The following is a 23,962-nucleotide window of genomic DNA, read 5'->3' as shown; positions in this document are numbered from 1 at the left end:
GATCGGCCCACCACGCTCTAGGCGTGGATTCTCCCGTGCGCCACCGGCATCTCCGCCAACGCGGCCGCCGCTTCGGCTTCCGCGGCTTCGTCACCCAGTTCCCGCGCCAGCTGCACCGCGCGCCGGTGGAGCACCGCGGCTTCGGCGTCGCGGCCCAGCGCCGAATGCACCCGCCCCAGCGCGGTGGTCGCCCTGCGTTCCCACCACCGGTCGCCGGCGTTCTGGGCCAACGTGACCGCTTGCCGCAGGCAGTTCGCCGCCTCCGGCAGGCCGCCCTCGGTGTGGTGGACCATGCCCAGGCCGGTCAACGCCAGGCTTTCGGCCCAGCGGTCCCCCGCCGCGCGGGCGTGCTCCAGGCCGCGTTCGAGGTAGCCGCGGGCGTGGCGGGGCGCGGCCGTGAAGCCGAGCCCGATCGCGGCCAGTGCTTCGCCCCAGCGGTCGCCCACCTCGTGGGCGAGATCCAGGCCGCGCCGGAAGTCCGCGGCGCCCTGCGCGAGGCGGCCGGCGTGGTAGTGCAGGTCACCCAGGCCGACCAGGGCGCGTGCTTCGCCACACCGGTCGCCGGCCGTGCGGTACAGCTCGGCCGCCCGGCGGTGGTGGCCGAGCGCTTCGTCGTGGCTGCCGCCGCGGGCGTGGATGAACCCGAGGTGGTTGTGCGTCTTGGCCTGGCCCCACTCGTCGTCGTTCGCGCGGTCGAGCGCGAGGGCGCGGTGGTGCTGGCCGATCGCCGCCGCGAAGTCGCCGCTGCGCCACTGGCCGAGCCCCAGGTTCTTGCGCAGCTCCGCCTCCGCGACCGGATCCCGGACCACGCTCAGGGCGAGCCGGTGCGTCCGGATCCAGTCGTGCACGTGCCCGCGGACGAAGTAGAACCGCCACAACGTCTGGACGAGCTGCCAGCAGTGCCGCGGCCGGTCCCGGCCGGCCGCCGCCGCGGCGACCGCGGCGAGGTTCGCCCGCTCGGCCTCCAGCCAGGCGAGCGACTCGGCCGCGGTGCCGAACTCCGGTCCGCACGACGGCGGGGACCCGGCCGGCCGGAACCGTTTCCTGGTCGGCTCCAGCACGTCGGCCGCGCGCCCGGCGACGTGCAGGTAGTAGTCGAACATCCGGGTCGCCGCCGCTTCCCGGGCCGTGGCGGGACCGGCCCGGCCGGTGGCGCGGGCGTGGTCGCGGATCAGGTCGTGGAACCGGTAGCGCCCGAGCGCGGGCTGGGACAGCAGGTGGACGTCGACGAGCTCCTCGAGGAGCCGTTCGGTCTCACGGGGTTCGCGGCCGGCGATCGCCGCGGCGGCGCCGGCGTCGAAGTCGGTGCCGGGGAATTCGCCGAGCAGCCGGAACAGCCGCTGCTGCGGCTCGGTGAGCTGGCGGTAGGAGAGGGTGAACGCCGCCCCGACACTGCGGTCGCCGGTGCTCAGCTCGGCCAGCCGCCGGTGCTCGTCGCGCAGCAGGCCGGCCAGGTGCGCCACCGTCCACAACGGACGGTCGCGGAGCCGGGCGGCGGCGATGCGCAGCGCGAGCGGCAGGTGGCCGCACAGCCGGGCCAGCTCGGCGACCGCGGGATCGTGCTCGGTGCGGCGGTGGTGGAACCGGGGCTCCGCCCCGGGCCGGGGGCTCTCCCACCCGGACCCCCCGGACGAGAGATCCGCCCCGGCCACCCGGGTGAGCAGCTGCGCGGCTTCGGCCGGGGCGAGCACGTCCAGCGACACCGTCGTCACGGCGTCGATGCTGCTCAGCCGGGCCCGGCTGGTGATCAGCACGAGCGAGCCGGGGCCGCCGGGCAGCAGCGGGCGCACCTGGGCGGCGTCGGCCGCGTCGTCCAGCACCACCAGCGCGGTGCGGCCGGCCAGCAGGGACCGCCAGAGCGCGGCCCGCTGGTCCAGCCGGTCGGGGATCCGGGCCCCGTCCACGCCGAGCTGGCGCAGCAGCGAGTCGAGCGCGGCTTCGGGGGGCAGCGCGCCGTCCGGGCCGTGGGCGTGCAGGTCGGCGAACAGCTGCCCGTCCGGGAACCGGCCGGCGAACCGGTGGCCGAGGTGGACGGCCAGCGCGGTCTTGCCGACGCCGGCCATTCCGCAGATGCCGAACACCGCGGCCCGGCCGGCGGCGGCGGTCAGCCGGCCGGTCTCGGCCACGCGGCCGACGAAGGGGTCGACGTCGCGCGGGAGGTAGTTGCCGCTGCCGAACGGCGGGGCCGCGGCGGGCACCTCCTGGCGCAGGACGTGCAGCTGGGCCGCCCGGACCTCCGGCCCGGGTTCGATGCCGAGTTCGGTCGCCAGCCGGGTGTGCAGGTCGTCGAACAGGGCGAGCGCGGCCGCCTGCCGCCCGCTGCCGGCGAGCGCGACCATGAGCCGGGCGTGCAGCCCCTCGTGCAGCGGTTCGTCGTCACGCACGGTCTCCAGCCGCGCGACGACCTCGTCGTGCCGCCCCAGGGCGATCCCGGCGTCGGCGTGGGCGAGCGCGGCGGACAGCCGCCGCCGGGAGAGGGCGGCCACGACGGCGTGCTGGTGCACGGCGTCGTGGCCGGCGAGCACCGGGCCGCGCCAGCACGCCATCGCCTCGTCCAGGGCCCGGAAGACGCCTTCGCGGTCACCCGCGGATTCGGCTTCGCCGAGCCGGGCGTCGAACCGCAGGACGTCGAACTGCTCGGCCGTGCCCTCGAGCCGGTAGCCGCCCCGCCCGGTGGCGGCCAGCCGCAGCTGCGGGTGCAGCAGCGCCCGCAACCGGCGCACCGAGCCACCGATCAGGTCGAGGTGCGACCGGGGCGGCCGGCCGCTCCAGAGGACGTCGACGATCTCGTCCACCGCGACCGGCCGGTTCGGCTGCAGGGCCAGCAGGCCGAGCAACCGGGCCCACCGCGTGTCCGGGAGGTGCCGCTGCTCGCCGCGGACCTCGACGAGCAGCGGCCCGAGGACGCCGACCCGGGTGGTGGCCCCGGACGGCGCCCCCGGCTGCGGTTCGAGCGCGGCGATCAGCTGCCGGATCGACGCCTTCCGCGGATTCCGCGTCCGGCCCTGCTCGAGGTAACGCACGGCCCGGACGCTGACGCCGGCCCGCCGCGCGAGTTCGGCCTGCGTGATGCCCAGCTCACCCCGGCGCCGCCGGAGCAGCGCCGAGAACGGCTCCCCCGCCGCGGCGGCGTGCCGGGCGTGCTCGGTGTGCTCGGTGTGCGGAAGGCCTCCCCTGCCCGTGTCCACGCACCCGATTCTGCCAGCGCGGGGCCGCCCGTGCGGGAGACAGAGCGCCGGGGCGAGTTCTTAGCCGTTTCTTAAAACCTCGCCTGGCCGCCGCTCCCCCTCGTCTCGGACAATCGGCGGGGTGCTGATCGTGATCGCCGACGACGAGGACGCCGTGTGTGACTCCCTCTCGCGGACCCTGCGGTTCGAGGGCTATGCCGTCGAGATCGCCAAGGACGGCCAAGCCGCGCTCGACGTCATCCGCGAGCGGGAGCCCGACGGGGTCATCCTCGACGTCACCATGCCCGTGCTCGACGGCCTGGAGACCTGCCGGCGGCTGCGGGCCGGCGGGAACCTCGTGCCCGTGCTGATGCTCACCGCGCGCGGTGACGTCACCGCGCGGGTGGCGGGCCTGGACGCCGGGGCCGACGACTACCTCGCCAAGCCGTTCTCGCTGCAGGAGCTGCTCGCGCGGGTGCGGGCCCTGCTGCGGCGCGCGCGGTACGAAGCCGTCCCGGAGTCGCCTGCCGACCTGTGCTTCGGCGACCTCGCGCTCAACCCGGCCACGCGGGAAGTCCTGCGCGCGGGCCGTCCGGTGCGGCTGACGCGGACCGAATTCGCCATCCTCGAGCTCTTCCTGCGCCACCCGCGGCAGGTGCTCACCCGGTCCGTCCTGTTCGAACACGTCTGGGGCTTCGACTTCGGCAGCAGCTCCAACAGCCTCGACGTCTACCTCGGCTACCTGCGCAAGAAGCTGGAAGCCGGCGGCGGCGGGCGGCTGCTGCACACCGTCCGCGGCGTCGGCTACGTCCTGCGCGAGGACCCCCTGTGAGGCTGCTGCGCGGCCTGGGACGGCGCAAGCTCACCCTGCGCGCGCGGGTCGCGGTCCTCACCACGCTCGGCGTCGCGCTCGCCGTCGTCGTCGTGTCCCTCGCGGGCTGGTGGCTGATGCACGGCCGGATGTACGAGAACCTGGACCGCCGGCTGAGCGCCGACACCACCGAAGCGGCATCGGCCACGACCCCCGAGGAAGCGCTGCGCGGCGTGGACAGCGCCGACGCGCTGCCGAGCCACTGGGATGACGACGACGGCCCGCCGCGGGAAGTCGAGCGGCTGCTCGGCACGGCCGGGCCGCCGCCGCCCGTGGTCGTCCGGTTCCTCGACCCGCGCGGGCACCCGGTGGCCGCCACCGCGGGAGCGGCGTGGCTGGGGCCGGCGACCTCCCCGGCCGTCCGGATCGCGGCGAGCGGGAGCGGCCAGGACTTCGCCGACGCCGGGCCGGGGGACGACACCGTCTACCGCGTGAGCACCGCGCCGCGGCCCGGCGGCGCGATCCAGGTCGCGAGCCGCGTCATCGGCATCGAAGAGACCCTCGACGACCTTCGCATCCTGCTCACCTGGATCGGGCTGGCCGGCGCCGCCCTCGCGGGCCTGGTCGGCTGGGGCGTCGCGCGGGCGGGGCTGGGGCCGGTCCACCGGCTCACCGGGGCCGTCGAGAAGGTGGCCGAGACGCAGGACCTGGGCAGCTCCATCCCGGTGGCCGGGCGCGACGAGATCGCCCGGCTCGCCACCGCGGTCAACCACCTGCTGACCGCGCTCGCCGCGTCGAAGGCCGCCCAGCAGCAGCTCGTGCAGGACGCCGGGCACGAACTGCGGACGCCGCTGACCAGCCTGCGCACCAACGTCGAACTGCTCACCTACGCCGAGGCGCAAGCCGGCTCCGGCCGGTCCCTCGCCCCGGACGACCGTGCCCGGCTGCTGCGGGATCTCGGCGTCCAGGCCGAAGAGCTGACCACCCTCACCACCGAGCTGGTCGAACTGGCCGCGGAGAACACCGATCCCGAGCCGTTCGGCCCCCTCGACCTGGCCGACGTGGTCCACGGCGCCGTCATCCGCGCCCGCGCCCGCTGGCCGCAGGTCGTCTTCGCCGTCTCGGCCGCGCCAGCGAACCTGACCGGCCAGCCCGGCGGGCTGGCCCGGGTCGTGCTGAACCTGCTCGACAACGCCGCGAAGTGGAGCCCGCCGGGCGGCACCGTCCGGGTCGATCTGTCCACAACGGACGGATACACCGAGCTGACCGTCACCGACGAGGGGCCCGGCATCGACGAGCAGGACCGGCCGAAGGTCTTCGAGCGCTTCTACCGGGCCACCGCGGCCCGGTCCATGCCCGGTTCCGGGCTCGGGCTGGCCATCGTGGCGCAGATCGTCGAGACGCACTCGGGCAGCGTGGTGGCCGGGGCGGCCGCGGGCGGCGGCGCGCAGCTGCGGGTGCGGCTGCCGTCGGACCGCTTCGCTTGACCGGCTCCGCTTCTTGATCGACTGTGCTTCTTGGCCGGCTCCGTTTCTGGACCGGCTCCACTTGTTGGCCGACTCCAGTAGTTGACTGACTCCACTTCTTGACCGACTCTGCGTCTTGACCGGCTCCGCTTTCTTAACCGGCTCCGCGGCGGTTCTTAACCTTCCTTCATCCGAGGACACGAAGTTCGAGTCGTGTCCTCCGTCGAAACCCTCCGTCCCGCTCCCGCGGGCCCGCGGCAAGGCAACGCCAGACCCTGGGCCACCGCCGCGATCGCGTGCTTCGGCCTGTCCGTGGCCACCGCTCTCGTCCTGCACCTCACCCAGGCGGCCGAGGTCGATCCGGTCCGGCAGGTGATCAGCGACTACGCCCTCTCCGCCGGGGCCGTCGGGTTCGCCGTCAGCGTGCTGACGCTCGCCGCCGGCACCGGTTTCCTGCTGGCCGGGCTGGCCAGGGCCGGGCTGCCGGTGACGCGGCCCGTGGTCGCGCTGGCGGCCTGCTGGGGTGCCGGGCTGGCGCTGTGCGCGGTCTTCCCCACCATCCCCACCGGCGCGCCGATGACGTTCTCCGCCGAAGTGCACCGCTACGCGGGCCTCGTGTTGTTCGTCAGCCTGCCCGCCGCGGCCGGGCTCCTCGCCCGCGGCGCCGCGCGCCATCCGGTGCACCGCGGCCTCGCCGCCCGGCTCCGGCGGCACACCCGCTGGGCGTGGGCCGCCCTCGCGGTCTTCCTGCTGAGCCAGCTGCCGGTGCTCCTCGCGCCGTCGCGCGGCTTCGACGGCCCGCTGTTCCAAGGGCTCGCCGAGCGGCTCGTGTTCGTCGCCTACCTCGTCCTGCTCGGCGGGCCTGCCCTCGCCGTCCTGCGCTCCGGGAGGAAATCATGCTGACCCTGGCCATCGGCCTCGCCGCCGCCGGCGCGTGCTGCTTCGCCGGCACCGTCCACCTCCAGCACCGTGCGGTCCACCGGGCGGCGAGCGGCCCGGTGCTGCGGCTGCCGGGCATCCGGGCCGTCCTGCGCACGCCCGGCTGGTACGCCGGGACGGGGCTCGCCGGGCTGGGCGCCGCCCTGCACGTCCTCGCGCTCACCATGGCCCCGCTCGCCGTGGTGCAGCCGATCGGCGTGCTCACCCTCGTGCTCACGGTCCTGCTGGCGCGCACTGCGCTCACGCGGACCGTCTTCGCCGCGCTCGCGATGAGCGTCGCCGGGCTGGCCGGGTTCGTCGCGTTGTCCGCCACGGCCGCGAACGCCGCCCTGCCGGCACCCGGCCTCGGGACCGCGCAGTGGGCTCTGCTCGGCGCGGCCGGGCTGGCCGCGGCCGCCCGGTACACCCGCGGCCGGACCCGGTCCCTGCTGTCCGCGCTGGCGACGGCGGTGCTCTTCGGGTTCACCTCGGCGCTGGTCCGGGCCGCGGCCGTGGCCCCGCTGCCCGGCGGCCTGACCGCAGTCGTGGTCGCCGAGGCCGGGGCGGCGACCCTCGCCGGGGCGTGGCTGCTGCACCAGGCCTACGCGAGCGGCCCCGCGCCGATCGTGGCCGGCGCGACCACCATCGCCGACCCGCTCAGCGCGGTCCTCATCGGCGTCTTCGCCTACGGCGAGCTGACGCCGGGGCAGCTGACCGGACTGGCCGTGCCCGGGGTGGTCGCCGTCGCCGGGCTCGTGCTCCTCACCCGCGCCCTGCCGGCACCGTCCGCACCCGCACGCCGGACGCGGCGCGAGGGCCCGCTGCGCGTCGCGATCACCGCCGACACCTACCCGCCCGACGTCAACGGCGCCGCGAACTTCGCCTGCCGGCTGGCGGCCGGGCTGGCCGCGCGCGGGCACGACGTCCACGTCCTGTGCCCGTCGCCCGGCGGTGAGACGTTCACCGAAACCCTGGCCGGGGTGACGATCCACCGGCTCGGTTCGGTGCGCACGCCGTTCCACCCGACGTTCCGGATCTGCCCGCCGTGGCGCACGGCCAAGGCCGTGCCGGCGCTGCTCGCCGGGATCGACCCCGACGTCGTGCACACCCAGGCCCACTTCCTCGTCGGCCGCAGCGCGGTCCGCGCCGCCACCGCGGCCGGCGTCCCCGTGGTCGCCACCAACCACTTCATGCCGGAGAACCTGCTGGGCTACGGCCCGCTGCCGCGCTGGACCCACCGCCCGCTGACCCGGCTGGCGTGGCGCGATCTCGTGCGGGTCTTCGGCCGGGCGACGGTCTGCACCACCCCCACGCCCCGGGCGGCCGGGCTGCTCGAACGCCACGGCCTGAACCGGCCCGTGCTGGCGATCTCCTGCGGCGTCGACCGCGCGCACTACGCCGGCCCGCCCGCCGGGCCCGCCGGTGCGCGGTCCGTGTTGTTCGTGGGCCGGCTGGACGCGGAGAAGAACGTCCACGAACTCCTGCAAGCCGCCGTCGCGCTGCCCCCGGACGTGCACGTCGAGCTCGTCGGTGACGGCAGCGAACGCGCCCGGCTGGAGGCGCTCGCCGCGCGGCTGGGCCTCGCGGACCGGGTGACCTTCCACGGCTTCGTCCCGGACGCCGACCTGATCCGGGCCTACCGGCGGTGCAGCGTGTTCTGCATGCCGGGCACTGCCGAGCTGCAGAGCCTGGTGACGATGGAGGCCATGGCCGCGGGCAAGCCGGTCGTGGCCGCGGACGCGATGGCGCTGCCCCACCTGGTGCGGCCCGGCCACAACGGCTGGCTCTACCGGCCCGGTGACGTGGCGGACCTGGCCGGGCGCCTCACCACCGTCCTGACCGACGAGCCGGCCCGGACGGCGATGGGCAAGGCCAGTCTCGAGCTGATCGCCGCCCACGACCTGGACTCCACATTGGACACTTTCGAAGGGGTCTACCTCGACGTCGCGGCGCGTCCGGCGGCCGTGCCGCTGGGCCGGTGAAGCACCGGCAAAAGTGCCGGTGACACCACCCCTCATGGTGTTTCACGGCCGCCGGAATTCCCAGGTCACGGCGACCCGTCCGCGCCTCGGCCGCGAGCCGGATTCGCTCGGTTCGTCCGGTTACCGTCGTTGCCGCGGGCTCCCGCACCGGCGGGTGGCCCCGCGTCAACGGGAGGGGAAGCGAATGGGGAACCGATGGAAGACCCTCGTGCCCGGAGCACTCGTGCTCGCCGGGGCCGCGAGCGGAATCGGCTGGAGCGTGACACCGGCGAGCGCCGGCGCGGCGACGGGCTCGGTCGCCGCGGAATGCACGACGTACCGACCCGGCGACGGCAAGTCGGTCGGCGTGTCCTGCCGGTCCGGCCGGTACCACGTGATCGGCACCGCGTGCAACGAGCGTGGCTGCACCACGATCGGCGGCCCGGTCGTCAACGCCCCGGCCATTTCGTGGGCCCACGCGGGCAGCGGGTACTTCAGCGGCCCGATCTCGGTCCGCTTCGTCTGAACCAGGGGGAATCATGAAGATCATCCGGAAGATCGCGGCACCGTTCGTCGCCGCGGGGTTCCTGGCGGCTTCGTTCGTCGCCGCGCCCGCCACCGCGAGCGCGGACGCGAACTGCCCGTACCTCTACCTGTGCGTCTGGGAGGGGTTCAACTACAACGGCGCCAAGCTGCAGTTCATCCGGTGCGGCTGGGAAAACATCGGCGCCATGGGCTGGAGTGACCGGATCCGGTCGTTCAAGAACAACCAGTCGCCCGGCGCGACCACGGTGTTCAACAACTGGAACGCCGCCACCGGCCGCTGGGAGGTGCTCGACCGGTCCCGGGCACCCGAGTTCATCCCGGTGGTGAACTTCCCGATCCGGACCACCGACGGCATCCACGTCTGCTGATCCGCGGGACGACTCGCCCGCGGAGCTCGCGCTCCGCGGGCGAGTCACCACCCCACGCCGGTCAGGAGGAGCTGCAACTGACGCGGGGCCAGTTCCAGTTCCCGTTGGCCATGACGGTGACACCCCAGTTGTTGCCACTGCCGTTGGGTTTCGCGACCAGCACCTGGCTGCTGGGCCAGCTGGCGCTGATGTTCCAGGTGGAGCTGATCCGCGCGGGGCTGGGCACGTTCATCGTGACCGTCCACGAGGACGAGCCGCTGACCGAGACGTTCAGGTTGTACCGGTCACCCCAGGACTGCCCGGCCGAAAGCGTTGCGGTGCAACTACCTCCGCCCGGTGTCGTGGGCGTGGTCGGTGTCGTCGGGGTGGTGGGCCCGGTCGGGGTGGTCGGGGTCGTGGTCGGGCCGCCGGCGTTGAGGGCGTTCAGCACCGAGTTGTAGGCGGCCTTCTTGTTGCCGTTGCCGTCGAACAGCAGCGGGTTCTCGCTGGCCCGCCAGGAATCGCTGTCCCGCACGCCCCACACGGTGATGCCGATGCAGCGCGCGACGTTCATGCACGCCTGGGTCAGCGCCGCGTACTGTCCGGTGTTCGAGTTCGTGACGTCGACCTCGGTGAGCGCCACGTCGACGCCGAGCGCCGCGAAGCTGGAGATCGTCTGCTGGAAGCTGCTCGGCACCGAACTGCCGCCGGTGAAGTGGGCCTGCAGGCCCACGCAGTCGATCGGCACGCCGCGGGCCTTGAAGTCCTGGACCATGCGGTAGACGCCCTGGGTCTTGCCGTAGTTCCAGTTGTCGATGTTGTAGTCGTTGTAGCAGAGCTTGGTCGACGGGTCGGCCGCCCGCGCGGTCCGGAACGCGACCTCGATCCAGTCGTTCCCGGTGCCCTGCAGGTTCGACGACCGGCGGCTGCCGTCTTCGTTGAACGCCTCGTTGACGACGTCCCAGTGCGCGAGCTTCCCCTGGTAGTGGGCCATCACCTTCTGGATGTGGTTGATCATCGCGCTGCGCAGGGCGCTGCCGCCCATGTTCTGCATCCAGCCCGGTTGCTGCGCGTGCCAGGCGAGGGTGTGCCCGCGGACCTTCAACCCGCGGCTGACCGCCCAGTTGTAGATCTGGTCGCCCGCGGAGAAGTTGAACTGGTTCTGGTTGGGCTCGGTCGCGTCCGGCTTCATTTCGTTCTCGGCCGTCACCATGTTGAATTCGCGCGCCGCGATGGTGGTGTAGGCGGAATTGCTCAGCCTGCCACCGGCGATCGCCGTGCCGAAGTACCGGCCGGTCTGCGCGGCCGCGGCGCCCAGTGTGCTGGCCGCGGCGTCCGCGCCGGGCGCGGCCACCAGAACGGTTGCGGTCGCGGCCACACTCGCCACGCCCGCCAGCACTCGCGTGGTCGTCGACCGCCACCAGCGCCTGCGGCGCAGGTCCGACGAACTTTCCGCCATCCGTGGTCTCCTTCGTGAGGTTCCCCCATTGCCAGCAGGAGAGCACGCCGCCGGAGCACCACGCAAAAAGTTTCGACCGACTTTCGGAACCCGTGAAAATTACCTGGAACCCGCGAGCGGGGGTTCCCGCCGGGAAAGCGTCCGCGCACTCAACCAGCGCCGCCGCCGGACGTCTTCAGGAGGTGATCGCCGACGTGCGCCGGGAGGACGGGCCACCCCCGGGGGACGCGCGTCCGGCCCGGCGGTGGCTGCCGGCGTTCGCCGTGGTCGCGCTGCTCGCCGAGATGGCCGTCGCGATGCTCACGACGGCCGTCGAGCAGACGCCGACCATCGACGAGCCGGTGTACCTCGGCACGGCGATCTTCTCCCTGGAGCACCACAGCCTGCGGTACAACCCCGAGCACCCGCCGCTGGGCAAGCTGCTCATCGGGATCGGGACGGCCTTCGCGGACGTGCACGTCGACCCCGGCTTCGAGGGCGATCAGACGCAGCTCGGCCGGTCCGTGCTGTACGAGTCCGGCCACGACCCCGGCCGGTTGCTGTTGTCCGCCCGGTTGCCGGTGATCGTGCTGACGCTGCTGTTCGGGCTGGTCGTCTTCGCGTTCGCCCGCGACCTGGCCGGCCCGGCCGGCGGCGTGGTGGCACTGGCGCTGTATGCGCTTTCCCCCGACCTCGTCGCGCACGGCTCACTGGCCACTTTGGACGTTCCGGCGGCCGGTTTCCTGGTGACGTCGGCGTGGTTGCTGTGGCGGGCCCGGCGCCGTCCCCGGCGCTACCTCCCGCTCGCGGGATTGGCCTTGGGCGCGGCCGTGGCCACGAAGATGAGCGCCTTGGCCGCGGTTCCGGTACTGCTGCTCCTGGTCGTGCTGTCCTGGTGGCAGGCTCGCCGCACGGCCGGTCCGCACCGGACGGCGCGGCACCTCGCGGCCGGCGCCGCGGCGGCCGCCGGCGTCGCGCTGCTCGCGGTCGCCGTGGTCTGGGGTTCGTACCTGCTCGTCGATCCGCAGCTGCGCTGGGTGCCGCCACCGGGTCTGCCGCCCCCGCACGGCCTGCGGGCGGCGGCCGGCCTGCTGCCGCTGCCGGAGCCGTACCTCGACGGGATGCGCGTCCAGTTCGGCTTCGAAGACCGGGTGTGGACCACCTTCCTGTTCGGCGAGCAGCACGTCGGTGCGCTGTGGTACTACCTGCCGGCCGCGCTGCTGGTGAAGACCCCGCTGGGTGCGCTGGCACTGTGGGTGGCCGGCGTCGTCGCGATGGTTTCCCGGCTGCGCCCGGCCGCGCCCTACGTCCTCCTGCCCGCGGCCGTGCTGCTGGCCTCGGCGATGACCGGCAGCCGCGACCTGGGCGTCCGGTACGCGCTCTTCGTGCCGATGTTCCTGGCGATCGCGGCGGCCGGGGTGGTCGTCGTCCGCCGCCGGTGGGCGCCCGCCGCCGTGGCGGTCCTGGTCGCCTTCGTCGCGGTCAGCTCGCTGCGGACGTTCCCGTACTACCTGCCCTACGCCAACGAGGCGTTCGGCGGCCCGGCGCGGACCCACCGCCTGCTGCACGACTCGAACGTCGACTGGGGCCAGGACCTCGGCCGCCTGGCCGTCCGGTTGCGGCAGGGCTACCCCGGCGAGCGGGTTTGGCTGGTCTACAAGGGCAGCGGCGTGCCGTCGCACTACGGCATCGAGGCCGCCGACCCGCTGGCCGTGCCCCCGGAATCCGTGCACGGGCTGCTCGTCGTGTCGGACTCCGCCATGGCCAAGGCCGACGACCGCCTGGCGGCGCTGCTCCGCACCAGCACCCCGATCGACGAGGTCGGCCACTCGATCACGATCCACCGCCGCCCATGACCCGGCGGCCGCTCACCGGTTCATGATCGGCAGCTGGACGTCCGTCCGGACCAGCCGGGAAAGCAGCTGCTCCGGCTGGTCACCGCGAGGCAGTCCTGCATCGCCTCGTCGTGCCGTCCGGTGCGGCTCAGCGCCATGGCCCGGTTGGCCAGCAGCATGACCCGCACGATCGGCGTGTCCTCGGTCGCGAGCTGGCCGGCCGCGAGCAAGCTGTGGGGTGACGAGGCCGGCCACCAGCTGCTCGGCCAGGTCGCCGACCACGGCGCCCGCCTGCGCACCCTGATGGCCGACGCCGAACCGGCCTGACCCGCCCCCCGCCGGGACGTCGGCCGGCAGTTCCCCAGCGCCCCAAGGCCACATTGGGTGCGTCCAACGCACCGAAGGCCACCTTGGGTGCGTCCAACGCACCGAAGGCCACCTTGGGTGCGCTCAACGCACCGAAGGCCACCTTGGGGCGCTCGTGGGTCAGTGAAATTTTCAGCCGCCGCCGGGCTTCGGCCAGCGGCAACACCGGCACGGCCGTGAATGGCTTGCCAGAACCGGATCCGCTGCGAACGATGGTCACGGACCAGCCTGCGAACCGGCGGTTCCCCTCGGCCGGCGACGCACCGGAGCACCCGGCCCATCGACCTTCTGCGACGGAGATCCGATGTCCTTGCGCTTCCCCGGACGACGACGGGTACGGCTGGCCGCCGCTCCCCTGCTCGCCGTCACGATGACCGTCACCATGACGGGGGCCACGCTCGTCCCGGCCGCGTCGGCGGCCCCGGACCGGCCGGCCGCGCTGCCGGTCTACCGCGACACCCACTACAGCTTCGCCGAACGGGCGGCCGATCTCGTCGCCCGGATGACCCTGCCCGAAAAGGTGCTGCAGCTGCGCACCAACAGCGCACCGGCCATCCCGCGGCTCGGCGTGCAGCAGTACACCTACTGGAGCGAGGGCCAGCACGGCCTCAACACCCTCGGTGCCAACACCGACGACGGCACGGCGACCGGCGGGGTGCACGCCACGAGCTTCCCGACGAACCTCGCGAGCACGATGTCCTGGGATCCGGACCTGATCCACCAGGAGACCACGGCGATCTCCGACGAGGCCCGCGGCATGCTGGACAAGTCGCTGTGGGGCGTGGCGCAGAACAACATCGGCCCGGACAAGAACAACTACGGCTCCCTGACCTACTGGGCGCCGACGGTGAACATGGACCGCGACCCGCGGTGGGGCCGCACCGACGAGGGGTTCGGCGAGGACCCGCACCTGGTCGCGAAGATGGCGGGCGCGTTCGTCAACGGCTACCAGGGCCAGACCCCGTCCGGGAAGCCGGTGACGCCGTACCTCAAGGTCGCGGCCACCGCCAAGCACTACGCGCTCAACGACGTGGAGAACGACCGGCACGCGGACTCCTCGGACACCACCGAGACCAACATCCGCGACTACTACACCAGGCAGTTCCGGCACCTGATCCAGGACGCGCGCGTGTCCGGCCTGATGACGTCGTACAACGCGATCAACGGCACCCCCGCACCGGCCGACACCTACACGGCGAACGCCATCGCCCAGCGCACCTACGGCTTCGACGGCTACACCACCTCCGACTGCGGCGCGGTCGGCGACATCTACGCGCCGGGCAGCCACAACTGGGCGCCGCCGGGCTGGACCACGGCCACCGCCGGGGCGGCGACGCAGTGGACGAACACCGCGACCGGCCAGAAGGTCTCCGGTGCCGCCGGCGGCCAGGCGTACGCGCTGCGGGCGGGCACCCAGCTCAACTGCACCGGCTCGGAAGCCACCGTGGCCAACATCCAGGAGGCCATCAAGGCCGGGGTCCTGTCCGAAGGCGTGCTCGACAACGCGCTGGTGCACGTGTTCACCACGCGCATGCAGACCGGCGAGTTCGACCCGCCGGACCGGGTGGCCTACACGAAGATCACCAAGGACGTGATCCAGAGCGCCGGGCACCGGGCGCTGGCCGCGAAGGTCGCCGCCAACTCGCTGGTGCTGCTGAAGAACGACCCGGTCGCCGGCACCGGGGCGCCGCTGCTGCCCGCCGATCCGGCCAAGCTCGGCACCGTGGTCGTCGTCGGCGACCTCGCGGGCAAGGTCACCCTCGGCGGCTACTCCGGCGAGCCCACGCTGCAGGTCGACGCGGTGCAGGGCATCACGTCCGCGGTCAAGGCGGCCAACCCGGGTGCCACGGTCACGTTCGACGCGTGCGGCACCTCCACCGGCACGACCACGGCGGCCAGCTGCTCGGCGGAGACCCTGGCCGCGATCAAGACGGCCGACCTGGTCGTGGTGTTCGCCGGGACCGACGGGAACGTGGCCACCGAAGGCCGGGACCGCACCACCATCGCCATGCCCGGCAACTACGACTCGCTGATCGACCAGGTCAAGGCGGTCGGCAACCCGCGGACCGCGCTGGCCGTCCAGGCGGCGGGCCCCGTCTCCCTCGGCCACGCCGCGGGGATCCCGGGCATCGTGTTCAGCGCGTACAACGGCGAAAGCCAGGGCACCGCGCTGGCCGACGTGCTGTTCGGCAAGCAGAACCCCAGCGGGCACCTGAACTTCACCTGGTACGCCGACGACACCCAGTTGCCGCCCATGAAGAACTACGGGCTGACGCCGTCCCAGACCGGCGGCCTCGGCCGCACCTACCAGTACTTCACCGGAACGCCCGCCTATCCGTTCGGCTACGGCCTCTCCTACTCGAAGTTCTCCTACTCCCGCGTGCACGCCGACACCAAGGCCGTCGACGCGAACGGGCAGGTGACGGTGCACGTGGACGTCACGAACACCGGCAGCACGCCAGGTGCCACCGTCGCGCAGCTGTACGCGGCCACGGCGTTCACCGTGCCCGGTGTGGAACTGCCGCGGCACCGCTTGGCCGGCTTCAAGAAGACCGATGTGCTGGCACCGGGCCGGACCCAGCACATCGCCATCCCGGTGCGGATCGGTGACCTGTCCTTCTGGGACGAGGGGAAGCGCCGGGAAGTGGTGTACCCCGGTCAGTACCGGTTCGGCGTGGGCGCCGACTCGGGTCACCTCGCCGGCGCCGCCACGGTGGCCGTCACCGGGGCGATCACGCCGAAGACGAAGTACGTGACCGTGCAGCCCGGTCAGGTCGTGTTCGCGCCGGGGCAGAACCTCGACCTGACCGCGAAGAACCCGTGGATCGCCGACGTCACCGCCCAGGCCGACCGGCACGTGCCCGCCGACCACATCGTCGAAGCGGTGCACAACGACCAGTCGTTCGTCGACCTGTCCCGCGCCCGGATCGGTTACCGCAGCAGCGATCCGCGCGTGGCCCAGGTGAGCCGGACCGGGAAGGTGACCATGGTGGCGCCGGGCGTCGCGACGATCAGCGTCACGGTCGACGGCGTCACCGGCACCACGCCGGTGGTGGTCAAGCAGCCGTTCACACTCAGCGCTCCGGGGCAGGTGAAGGCGGGCACGACGTACCCCGCCACCACCACGCTGCCGAACCCGGCGGGCGCCCGGCCGCTGCGTGACGTGGCCTTGACGCTCAGCGTGCCGGCCGGCTGGACCGTGAAGGCCACCTCACCGTCCACCTTCGCCACCGTGCCGGCCGGGCAGACCGTCAGCACCACGTGGGAAATCGGCGTGCCCGCGTCGGCGCAGCCCGGCAAGTTCGACGTGTCGGCGCAGGCCACGTTCACCTCGGTCAACGGGCGGGGCACCTCGGTGGACGCGGCCACCGTGCTGCTGCCCCACCCGCCGTACCCGTCGCTGGCCGCGGCGTACAACAACGTGGGCATCAGCGACGACGCCACCCCCGGCGCGGGCAACCTCGACGGCGGCAACGCCAGCTTCTCCGCACAGGCACTGGCCGCGGCGACGCCCAGCCTGACGCCGGGCGCCACGTTCACCCACAACGGCCTGACGTTCACCTGGCCGGACGTCCGGCCCGGCAGCCCGGACAACGTGGTGGCCGGCGGCGTGGCCGGTGGCCAGACCATCGCGATCTCCGGTTCCGGCCGCACGCTGGGCCTGATCGGCACGGGTGACTACGGCAGCCCGAGCGGGACGGCGACGGTGACGTACACGGACGGGACGACCGAGTCCCACACGGTGAGTTTCGCCGACTGGTGGTCCAACGCGGCCACCGGCGGCGACATCCTCACGACGCTGCCGTACCTGAACAACAGCAACGGGCGGCTGGACCAGCGGGTGAGCCTGTACTACGCCCCGATCCCGCTGCAGCCGGGCAAGACGGTGCAGTACCTGACGCTCCCAGACGTCAGCGACGGAGCGAACATGGGCACCACGGCGATGCACATCTTCACGGCCGCCATCGGCTGACCGGGGTGAACAGTCCCGCCGGCCCGATCCGGGCCGGCGGGACGCTTTTCAACGAACACAGCCTGTCAGCGGACACAGTCTTTCAACGAACACAGCCTTCAACGAACACAGGCGAAGCTCGCCGCGCGGTCCGGGTCACCCGCGCGGTACCGCGGCCACCCCGGGTAGGCGCACAACGGCCGGGTGCGGTGGTGGGCCAGGTCGGTGACGACCTGGTTCGACGGCGCCCGGCCGGTTCCGGCCCACCGTTCGAGCGCCGAGAGCGAGTCCCAGCCCGCCGCGAAGGCCGGTGTCCCGAAGTTGGCGTGGTTGGCGCCGGGAACGACGTAGTACCGCAGGAACTCGTCGGTCACCCGCGGACCCGCCGCCGCACGCACCCGCGAGTAGTAGTCGCTCGTCGAGTACGGGGAGACCAGTTCGTCCGCGGCGCCGTGCAGCAGGATCAGCTTGCCGCCGGCACGGGCGAACGGGCGCAGGTCCGCGTTGTTGCGGTCCTGGACCAGGGACAACGCGCTGATCCGGGCCAGCCACCGGCCGGGATGCCGGGGGTCGATGTCCAGCGCTTTCTGCCCCGGGTCGCGGGTCAGGAAGTACTTGACCCACTGGTCCCAGTACTGCATCCCGTAACCACTGGTCACCGGCATCGGGTCGGCCGGCGCGGTGGTGCCGAAGCCGAGGAACGGCGTCCGCATGTCCGCCCCCGAGAGGAACGGGAAGCCCGGGTACTGCGTCTCGCCACTGGCGATCCGGTACGGCCACCGGAACGGCGACGACATCGCCGTCACCGCACCGATCTGCGCATCCGGCAGGCAGGCCGGGCCGGTGCCGGCCCCACCCGGGCAGCGCAGCACCCGCGGGTCGAAGCGGCAGCCCGGATCCGAAACGACTCCGTCGGCAACGCCGTCCCGGCCGTCGCACGCCTTGACGACGCTGTCGTAGAGCAGCGTCTGCTGCGCGGGGCCGGGGAACGCACCCGGGCGCGACAGCACCTGCGCCAGGTACCCCAGGTCCAGGATCTCGGCGAGGTTGTTCCACGCCGGATAGGCGGAGATCACGCCGTCGAACGCGGTCGGCCAGCGCTGGGCGACGACGAGCGCCTCGCGGCCGCCGGTCGACCCACCGGCGAAGAAGACTTCGGTGGGCGTGGCGGAGTACGCGTGCCGGATGAGGAACAGGCTCGCGTCCCGTGCCTTCTTCAGTGCGTCGCCCGCGGCGAAGTTGGCCAGGGCCTCGTCATTCAGGCCGAACGACCCGTCCAGGGACGGCGGACGCGCCGGGTTCTGCTGGTGGCCGGAATCGCTCGCGAAGGTCGCATACCCCCGGGCCAGCGGCACCGGCCGGTCGGCGGGGCCGAACGGCACGTTCGCCGCCACGTCGGGGATGGTGCCGTTGTACCCGCCGCCGCCGAACATCAGCGCCTTGTGGTTCCAGGCGCGCGGCAAGGCGACGCGCAGCTTGACGGCGGGTGCGGCCGGGTCGACGGGGTAGAGGTCCGCGTCGACCCGGCAGTGGTCACCGGGCACGGCGGAAGCCGCCGTGACGAGCCCGCCCGAAGTCGGCAGGCTGATCACCGAGGCGGGAATCGGCAGCCCGGCCAGCCCGGCGCACTCCGGCGCCGCGGGAGACGCCAGAGCGGGGCCGGGAACACTCGCCGCCAGCACCACGGCAGCCGACACCACGGCCTTCCTCATCGCGCCCCCGTCTCGTGCAGGTGCGCGCCGGGGACGGCGTGCGGATCGGCCCGGACCTCGGCGGGGTTCGTCTCGGGCAGGAACCACGCACTCGCGAAGGTGATCAGCCCCATCGCCGCGATGTAGACGGCGACCGGCCACGTGCTGCCGGTCCCGGCGATCAGCGCGGTCATCAGGAACGGCGTGCCGCCGCTGACCACGATCGCGGAAAGCTGGTAGGCCAGCGACGCGCCCGAGTAGCGGACGTGGGGGGCGAAGAGCTCGCCGAGGAAGCTCGCGATCGGGCCGTAGGTGAGGCACTGGAAGACGAACCCCACCGCCACCGCGACGAAGATCAGCGGCAGGGACGCGGTGCCGACGAGCCCGAAGTACGGGAAGGCCCAGACGGCGACACCCAGCCCGCCGAGCAGGATCAGCGGGCGGCGGCCCACCTTGTCCGAGAGGTGCCCGGACCACGGGATCGTCACCAGCATCGCCGCCGAACTGAGCAGCACGACCGCGAGCAGTGCATCGCGCGGGAGCTTGAGCGTGCCGGTGCCGTAGCTCAGCAACCCCGAAATGCTGACGTAGAACAGGCTGTTGGTGGCCGACATCAGCCCGCAGCCGAGCAGGATGGTGCCCCACTTGCTGCGCAGGACCTGGGCGAGCGGCGCCCGGACCACCGGGGCGTCGTGGTCCGCCACCGCTTCCTGCAGCCGCCGGAACTCCGGTGTGTCCTCCACTTTGGCCTGGATGTAGAGCACCACGCCGAACATCACGACGCTGAGCAGGAACGGGATGCGCCAGCCCCAGCCGAGGAAGGCCGCGTCCGGCATCAGGCCGCTGGCGGCCACGAAGATCAGGTTGGACAGGATCACCGCCACCGGCACGCTGGTCTGCCCGAAGGTGCCGGCGAAGCCACGCCGCTTGGGACTGGCGGATTCGGTCAGCAGCAGGACGATGCCGCCCCACTGCCCGCCGGCCGCGAGCCCCTGGACGAACCGCAGGACGACCAGCAGCGTCGGCGCCAGCGCGCCGACGCTCGCCGCGCCGGGCAGGCAGCCGATCAGGAAGGTCGCGGCCCCCATCAGCGCCAGGCAGGCGACGACCACCGGCTTGCGCCCGTACTTGTCACCCAGGTGCCCGGCGAGCACCCCGCCGATCGGCCGCGCCACGAAACCGGCCCAGAAGGTGCTGAAGGCCAGGAGGGTTCCGGTCAGCGCCGAGGCCTCCGGGAAGAACACCTTGGGGAACACCAGCGCGGCCGCGGTGCCGTAGAGGAAGAAGTCGTACCACTCGATGGAGCTGCCGATCAGCCCGGCCGCCAGCAGCTTGCGGAAGGCCCGGCGCGGGGTCGCGGGCACGCCGGTGCCGGACTGCCCTTCGGGTTGGGTGAGCGGAATGGCCATGCGTGCCGCCTTCGTCGAGGAGCGCCGGCTGTGGTCGGACGGGCAACTGTTCAGCACAGTAGGACGCCGTTACGCTGCGGGCTGAGGTGTGGACCACCCACTCCTCCCGCCACAGCGGTGGGTCTTTCGCCCACCCGATGCCGAGGAGGACGAACCGGTGACCAGTGCGGCGGAACCACGACGGCAGCGCGAACTGGCGTCGTTGTACGCGACCGTCAAGTCGCTCACCGCCCTGGGCGAGCTCGACGAGGTCCTGCAGTCGATCGTGCACCACGCCCACGACCTGATCGGCACGGACTTCACCTACCTCTCGCTGGTCGGCGCGGACGGCAGGCTGTCGGCCCGCGCGTCGGAGGGCACGATCTCCGCGGAGTTCCTCGCGGCGACCATCCCGGCCACGGTCGGGCTCGGCGGGAAGGTGCTGGCCTCCAAGAGCCCGCACTGGGTGCGCGACTACGCCACTTCGACGCTCATCCAGCACGATCCGGACTTCGACCGCCTGGTCGTCACCGAGGAACTGGTGGCGCTGCTCGGCGTGCCGCTGGTCATCCGCGGCGAAGCGGTGGGCGCCCTGTTCGCCGCGGACCGGTCCGAACGGTCGTTCCAGGCCGAGGAGATCGCGCTGCTCAACGCGTTCGCCGACCACGCCGCGGTCGCCCTCGACAACGCCCGGCTCTACGAAGAGAGCAAGCGCGCCTTGCGGGAGCTGCGGGTCGCGTACGGGAAGATCGAGCGGGCGCAGGCGATCCACGAAACACTGACCGGGGTCGTGCTGGACGGCGGCACCCCGGACGACGTCGCGCAGCACCTGGCCGACCAGCTCGGTGGCCGCGTCACGCTCGTCGACCGGACCGGGAGTCCACTCGGGACGGACCTGGCCGCCGCCGTCGAGGACGCCCGCCGCACGGGCCGCTGCACGACGTCGTCCGGCCCCGGCGGCACGGACCGCAGCGTGGCGGCCGTCCAGGCGGGCGACAGCTACCTCGGCGCGCTCGTGTGGAGCCGTCCCTCGGGCACCGGCGACGACACGGACCTGCGGACGCTCGAGCGCGCCACGCACATCCTGGGCCTGCTCATCCTCAAGGAGCGGGCCGTCGCGGAAGCCGGCGAGCGGCTCAGCGGGGAGCTGCTGACCGAGCTGATGGTCGGCGGTCCGGGGATCGGCCCGGCCCAGCGCGCCCGCGCCCGGGCGCGCAACATCGACGTCGACCGCCTGGATCTGGTGCTGGTCGCGGACTCCCCCGCCGTTCCGCCCGCCGACCTCGTGCGGCACCTGCACGACATCGCCCGGGAGCGCGCCGGGCTGGCCGGCGAGCACCTCGGCCGGGCCACGCTGATCCTGCCCGGCGCCGACGCCGAGGCGACCGTCGCGGAAGTCCACCCGAGACTGCGGCGGGCGCTGGGCGGTCCCGTCATCGTCGTCGGGGAACGGGCGGGTGGCCACGACTGGTCGCGGGCGCAGGCACTGGCCGGTCGCTGCGGCGCGGTGCTGCGTGCGCTCGGGCACACCGACGGGGGCACCACCACGGGCCGGTATGCCTTGTACGCCATGGTGTTCGACCCCGAGCGGGCCGGCGAGCTCGACCGGTTCCTGGCCGGCTCGATCGGCGCGCTCCTCGAGTACGACCGGCGGCGCGGCACCGATCTGGCCGGCACCCTCGGCGCGTACTACGTCCACCGCGCCAACGTGGCGGCGACCGCCCGTGCGCTGCACCTGCACGTCAACACCCTGCTCAAGCGCCTGGACCGGGCCGGCACGGTCCTCGGCCGCGACTGGCGCCACGAGAACGACCTGGAGCTGCAGCTCGGGCTCCGGCTGCACCAGCTCCGGGCGGCCGTGTCTTGAGGCTCAGCCGGCCCGCGCCGCATCGCGCAGAGCGGTCTTCGAGATCTTCCCGGTCCCCGTCTTCGGCAAGGCGGTCACGAAGACGAATTCGTCGGGCAGCCACCACTTCGCGACCATCGGCGTGAGGTGCGCCAAGAGCCCTTCGGCCGTCGTCCCGCTGCCCTCGCGCAGCACCACGTACGCCACGGGACGTTCCATCCACCGCGGGTCCGGGCGGGCGATGACCGCGGCTTCGACGACGTCGGGGTGGGCCGCGATGGCGCCCTCGAGCTCGACCGAGGAGATCCACTCGCCGCCGGACTTGATCAGGTCCTTCATCCGGTCCACCAGCCGCAGGTAGCCGTGGGCGTCGAGGGTGGCCAGGTCGCCGGTGCGCAGCCAGCCGTCGGCGGTGAAGCTGCCGTCGGCGTCCACCCGGTGGTAGCCACCCGCCACCCACGGGCCCGCGACCTGCAGCTCGCCGACGGCGGCGCCGTCGCGGGGCAGCTCCCGGCCGGTCTCGACGTCGACGATCCGCACGTTCACCAGCGGCAGCGGCTGGCCCTGGGCGGCCCGCACGGCCACCTGCTCCGCCGCGGACGCTTCCCGGTGCCGGGTACGCGTACCGCCGATGGCGCCGACCGGGCTGACCTCGGTCATCCCCCAGGAATGCGTGATGGGCACGCCGATCGCGGCGCGGTAGGTCTCCGACAGCGCCGGCGGGACGGCCGATCCGCCGCCGAGCAGGAACCGCGTGGCGCTCAGGTCGTGCGCCCGCAGGCCGGGCGCCATGCCGGCCCAGACGGTCGGGACGGCCCCGGCGACCGTGACCCCCTCGGCCGCCATCAGCCGCAGCAGGTGGTCCGGGTCCGCCGACGGGCCGGGCAGGACCAGGGAGGCGCCCGCCAGCATCGCGCCGTAGGGCAGGCCCCAGGCGTTGGCGTGGAACATGGGCACGATCGGCAGCACCACGTCGCTTTCGCCGAGGCCGATCAGGCCCGCGGCCAGGGTACCCAGGCCGTGCAGGACGGTCGAGCGGTGGCTGTAGAGCACGCCCTTGGGCGGCCCGGTCGTCCCGGACGTGTAGCACAGCCCGGACGCGAGGTGCTCGTCCGCGAGCGCGAACGTGTCCTCGAACGAACCGGTGAACGGAGCGGCGCCGGAGACCAGGTCGTCGTAGTGCAGGAAACGGGGATCCGCCGGGATCGGCACGTCGCTGCCGTCGGGCAGCACCACCCAGTACCGCACCCGCGGCAGCCGGGCGGCACTCGGCCGGATCCTCGGCAGCAGCGCGCGGTCGACGAACACCACGTCGTCCTCGGCGTGCTCGACGATGTACTCGAGGTGCTCGGCCGTCAGCCGGATGTTGACCGGGTGCAGCACCCGCTTGGTGACCGGCACGGCCAGGTAGAGCTCGAGGTGCCGCCGGTGGTTGCTCGCGAAGGTCGCCACCCGGGCCCCGGCCGGGACACCGAGGCCGGCCAGTGCCGTGGCGAGCCGCCGGGTCCCGTCGGCCACCTCGGCGTACGTCCGCCGCTCGCCACCGGCCGTGACGACTTCCTTGTGCGCGTGGAGCCGCTCGGCACGCTCCAGGATGTGGGCGATGGTGAGCGGCCGTGGCTGCATCAGCCCGTCCATGGCGCCTCTTCCGGTCGGGTGGCGGCGGGGTCGCGAGTGACTTTAGGAGCGGTTCCGGCCGCGACGAGAGGTGCGAACCGCCCACTCGTCGGCCACCGCCGGTGGTGATCACCTCCACGTCGCCGGCGCCGTTGCCCGCCCCGGACAGCGATCGTGGATTTTCGGGCAGCCGGGTTCGGGTGCCGGCGCGGCAAGATCAAGCGCTGCTAATTTTGTCCCGAGACCCGGCGAGAAGAAGGTCGTGCAGTGGCGAACCCGTTGGTGGCGGAGACGAAGGATTCCACGCAGGCGTATTCGGGGATTTCGCTGCTGGAGTCGGCGAATGATCTGAAGTCGGCGATCGAGAGCGGGGATTGGGCGTCGGTGGCGCTCGGTGCTGTCGGGACGGCGTTGGATGCGTTGTCGATGGCGATGGATCCGTTCGGGGCGATCCTGGCTGCCGGGGTGGGGTGGTTGATCGAGCATGTCGGGCCGCTCAAGGAAGCGCTGAACGGGCTGACGGGCAATGCCGATGAGATTGCGGCGCAGTCGGAGACGTGGAAGAACATCGCGACCGAGCTGGGCAGTATCGGCGGGGATTTGACCGGGATGG

At 73.1% G+C, this 23,962-nt stretch carries 17 protein-coding genes; 11 read left to right on the top strand and 6 right to left on the bottom strand.

Annotation, left to right across the window (positions count from 1 at the left end):
- Positions 1–17 precede the first annotated feature (17 nt).
- Positions 18–3,188 carry a BTAD domain-containing putative transcriptional regulator gene (locus ACLJQE_RS34670; protein ID WP_410643768.1) on the bottom strand — a complete coding sequence of 1,057 codons (3,171 nt, stop codon included), beginning with the start codon at positions 3,186–3,188 and terminating at the stop codon, positions 18–20.
- Positions 3,189–3,309: 121 nt separating this feature from the next.
- Here ACLJQE_RS34670 and ACLJQE_RS34665 point away from each other — a divergent pair, with 121 nt between their 5' ends.
- From ACLJQE_RS34665 to ACLJQE_RS34640, 6 genes are all read left to right on the top strand, one after another.
- Positions 3,310–3,999 (top strand): response regulator transcription factor, encoded by a 690-nt coding sequence (locus tag ACLJQE_RS34665; protein ID WP_410643767.1) that lies wholly within the window; start codon positions 3,310–3,312, stop codon positions 3,997–3,999.
- Positions 3,996–5,465 (top strand): sensor histidine kinase, encoded by a 1,470-nt coding sequence (locus tag ACLJQE_RS34660; RefSeq protein WP_410643766.1) that lies wholly within the window; start codon positions 3,996–3,998, stop codon positions 5,463–5,465. Before ACLJQE_RS34665 ends, ACLJQE_RS34660 begins: the two co-directional genes overlap by 4 nt.
- A 192-nt stretch (positions 5,466–5,657) precedes the next feature.
- Positions 5,658–6,347, top strand: a complete 690-nt coding sequence (locus ACLJQE_RS34655) for a DUF998 domain-containing protein (RefSeq protein ID WP_410643765.1) — start codon at positions 5,658–5,660, stop codon at positions 6,345–6,347.
- A complete protein-coding gene (locus ACLJQE_RS34650) occupies positions 6,341–8,344 on the top strand; it encodes a glycosyltransferase (protein WP_410643764.1) in 2,004 nt (667 codons plus the stop codon). Before ACLJQE_RS34655 ends, ACLJQE_RS34650 begins: the two co-directional genes overlap by 7 nt.
- 184 nt (positions 8,345–8,528) lie before the next feature.
- Positions 8,529–8,849: a hypothetical protein gene (locus tag ACLJQE_RS34645; protein WP_410643763.1), complete on the top strand. Its 321-nt coding sequence runs from the start codon at positions 8,529–8,531 to the stop codon at positions 8,847–8,849.
- Positions 8,850–8,862: 13 nt separating this feature from the next.
- Positions 8,863–9,237 carry a peptidase inhibitor family I36 protein gene (locus tag ACLJQE_RS34640; protein WP_410643762.1) on the top strand — a complete coding sequence of 125 codons (375 nt, stop codon included), beginning with the start codon at positions 8,863–8,865 and terminating at the stop codon, positions 9,235–9,237.
- Positions 9,238–9,298: 61 nt separating this feature from the next.
- On the opposite strand, the gene ACLJQE_RS34635 is transcribed toward ACLJQE_RS34640, so the two are convergent.
- Positions 9,299–10,675 (bottom strand): endo-1,4-beta-xylanase, encoded by a 1,377-nt coding sequence (locus ACLJQE_RS34635; RefSeq protein WP_410643761.1) that lies wholly within the window; start codon positions 10,673–10,675, stop codon positions 9,299–9,301.
- Between the two features lie 182 nt (positions 10,676–10,857).
- Between ACLJQE_RS34635 and ACLJQE_RS34630 the strand changes: the two genes are divergently transcribed.
- A complete protein-coding gene (locus tag ACLJQE_RS34630) occupies positions 10,858–12,510 on the top strand; it encodes a phospholipid carrier-dependent glycosyltransferase (protein ID WP_410643760.1) in 1,653 nt (550 codons plus the stop codon).
- Between the two features lie 20 nt (positions 12,511–12,530).
- Here the strand turns inward: ACLJQE_RS34630 and ACLJQE_RS34625 are convergent, their stop codons facing one another.
- Positions 12,531–12,668: a hypothetical protein gene (locus tag ACLJQE_RS34625; RefSeq protein ID WP_410643759.1), complete on the bottom strand. Its 138-nt coding sequence runs from the start codon at positions 12,666–12,668 to the stop codon at positions 12,531–12,533.
- On the opposite strand from ACLJQE_RS34625, the gene ACLJQE_RS34620 reads away from it, so the two are divergent.
- Together ACLJQE_RS34620 and ACLJQE_RS34615 are read left to right on the top strand one after the other, a co-directional pair.
- Entirely contained in the window at positions 12,667–12,816 is a 150-nt protein-coding gene (locus ACLJQE_RS34620) for a hypothetical protein (protein ID WP_410643758.1), read from the top strand. The two genes, ACLJQE_RS34625 and ACLJQE_RS34620, sit on opposite strands and share 2 nt — an antisense overlap.
- Before the next feature lie 343 nt (positions 12,817–13,159).
- Positions 13,160–16,828, top strand: a complete 3,669-nt coding sequence (locus tag ACLJQE_RS34615; RefSeq protein ID WP_410643757.1) for a glycoside hydrolase family 3 C-terminal domain-containing protein — start codon at positions 13,160–13,162, stop codon at positions 16,826–16,828.
- A gap of 98 nt (positions 16,829–16,926) precedes the next feature.
- Here ACLJQE_RS34615 and ACLJQE_RS34610 read toward each other — a convergent pair whose 3' ends face one another.
- Together ACLJQE_RS34610 and ACLJQE_RS34605 are read right to left on the bottom strand one after the other, a co-directional pair.
- Positions 16,927–18,519, bottom strand: coding sequence for a tannase/feruloyl esterase family alpha/beta hydrolase (locus ACLJQE_RS34610; RefSeq protein WP_410643756.1), 1,593 nt, complete (start codon positions 18,517–18,519; stop codon positions 16,927–16,929).
- On the bottom strand, positions 18,516–19,907 hold the full coding sequence (locus ACLJQE_RS34605; protein WP_410643755.1) for an MFS transporter: 1,392 nt from the start codon (positions 19,905–19,907) through the stop codon (positions 18,516–18,518). Before ACLJQE_RS34605 ends, ACLJQE_RS34610 begins: the two co-directional genes overlap by 4 nt.
- Positions 19,908–20,064: 157 nt before the next feature.
- Here ACLJQE_RS34605 and ACLJQE_RS34600 point away from each other — a divergent pair, with 157 nt between their 5' ends.
- The gene (locus tag ACLJQE_RS34600) at positions 20,065–21,753 is read left to right on the top strand and encodes a helix-turn-helix domain-containing protein (RefSeq protein ID WP_410643754.1); all 1,689 of its coding nucleotides are present in this window, start codon (positions 20,065–20,067) and stop codon (positions 21,751–21,753) included.
- Between the two features lie 3 nt (positions 21,754–21,756).
- On the opposite strand, the gene ACLJQE_RS34595 is transcribed toward ACLJQE_RS34600, so the two are convergent.
- The gene (locus tag ACLJQE_RS34595; protein WP_410643753.1) at positions 21,757–23,370 is read right to left on the bottom strand and encodes a long-chain fatty acid--CoA ligase; all 1,614 of its coding nucleotides are present in this window, start codon (positions 23,368–23,370) and stop codon (positions 21,757–21,759) included.
- A gap of 246 nt (positions 23,371–23,616) precedes the next feature.
- Here ACLJQE_RS34595 and ACLJQE_RS34590 point away from each other — a divergent pair.
- The coding region (locus tag ACLJQE_RS34590) for a hypothetical protein (RefSeq protein ID WP_410643752.1) at positions 23,617–23,962 on the top strand (346 nt) is incomplete at its 3' end.

The organism is Amycolatopsis sp. lyj-346 (assembly GCF_046548975.1).
GTDB lineage: Bacteria > Actinomycetota > Actinomycetes > Mycobacteriales > Pseudonocardiaceae > Amycolatopsis.
Note: the sequence above shows the minus strand (reverse complement) of the source record. Positions and strands in the feature narration are given on the sequence as shown.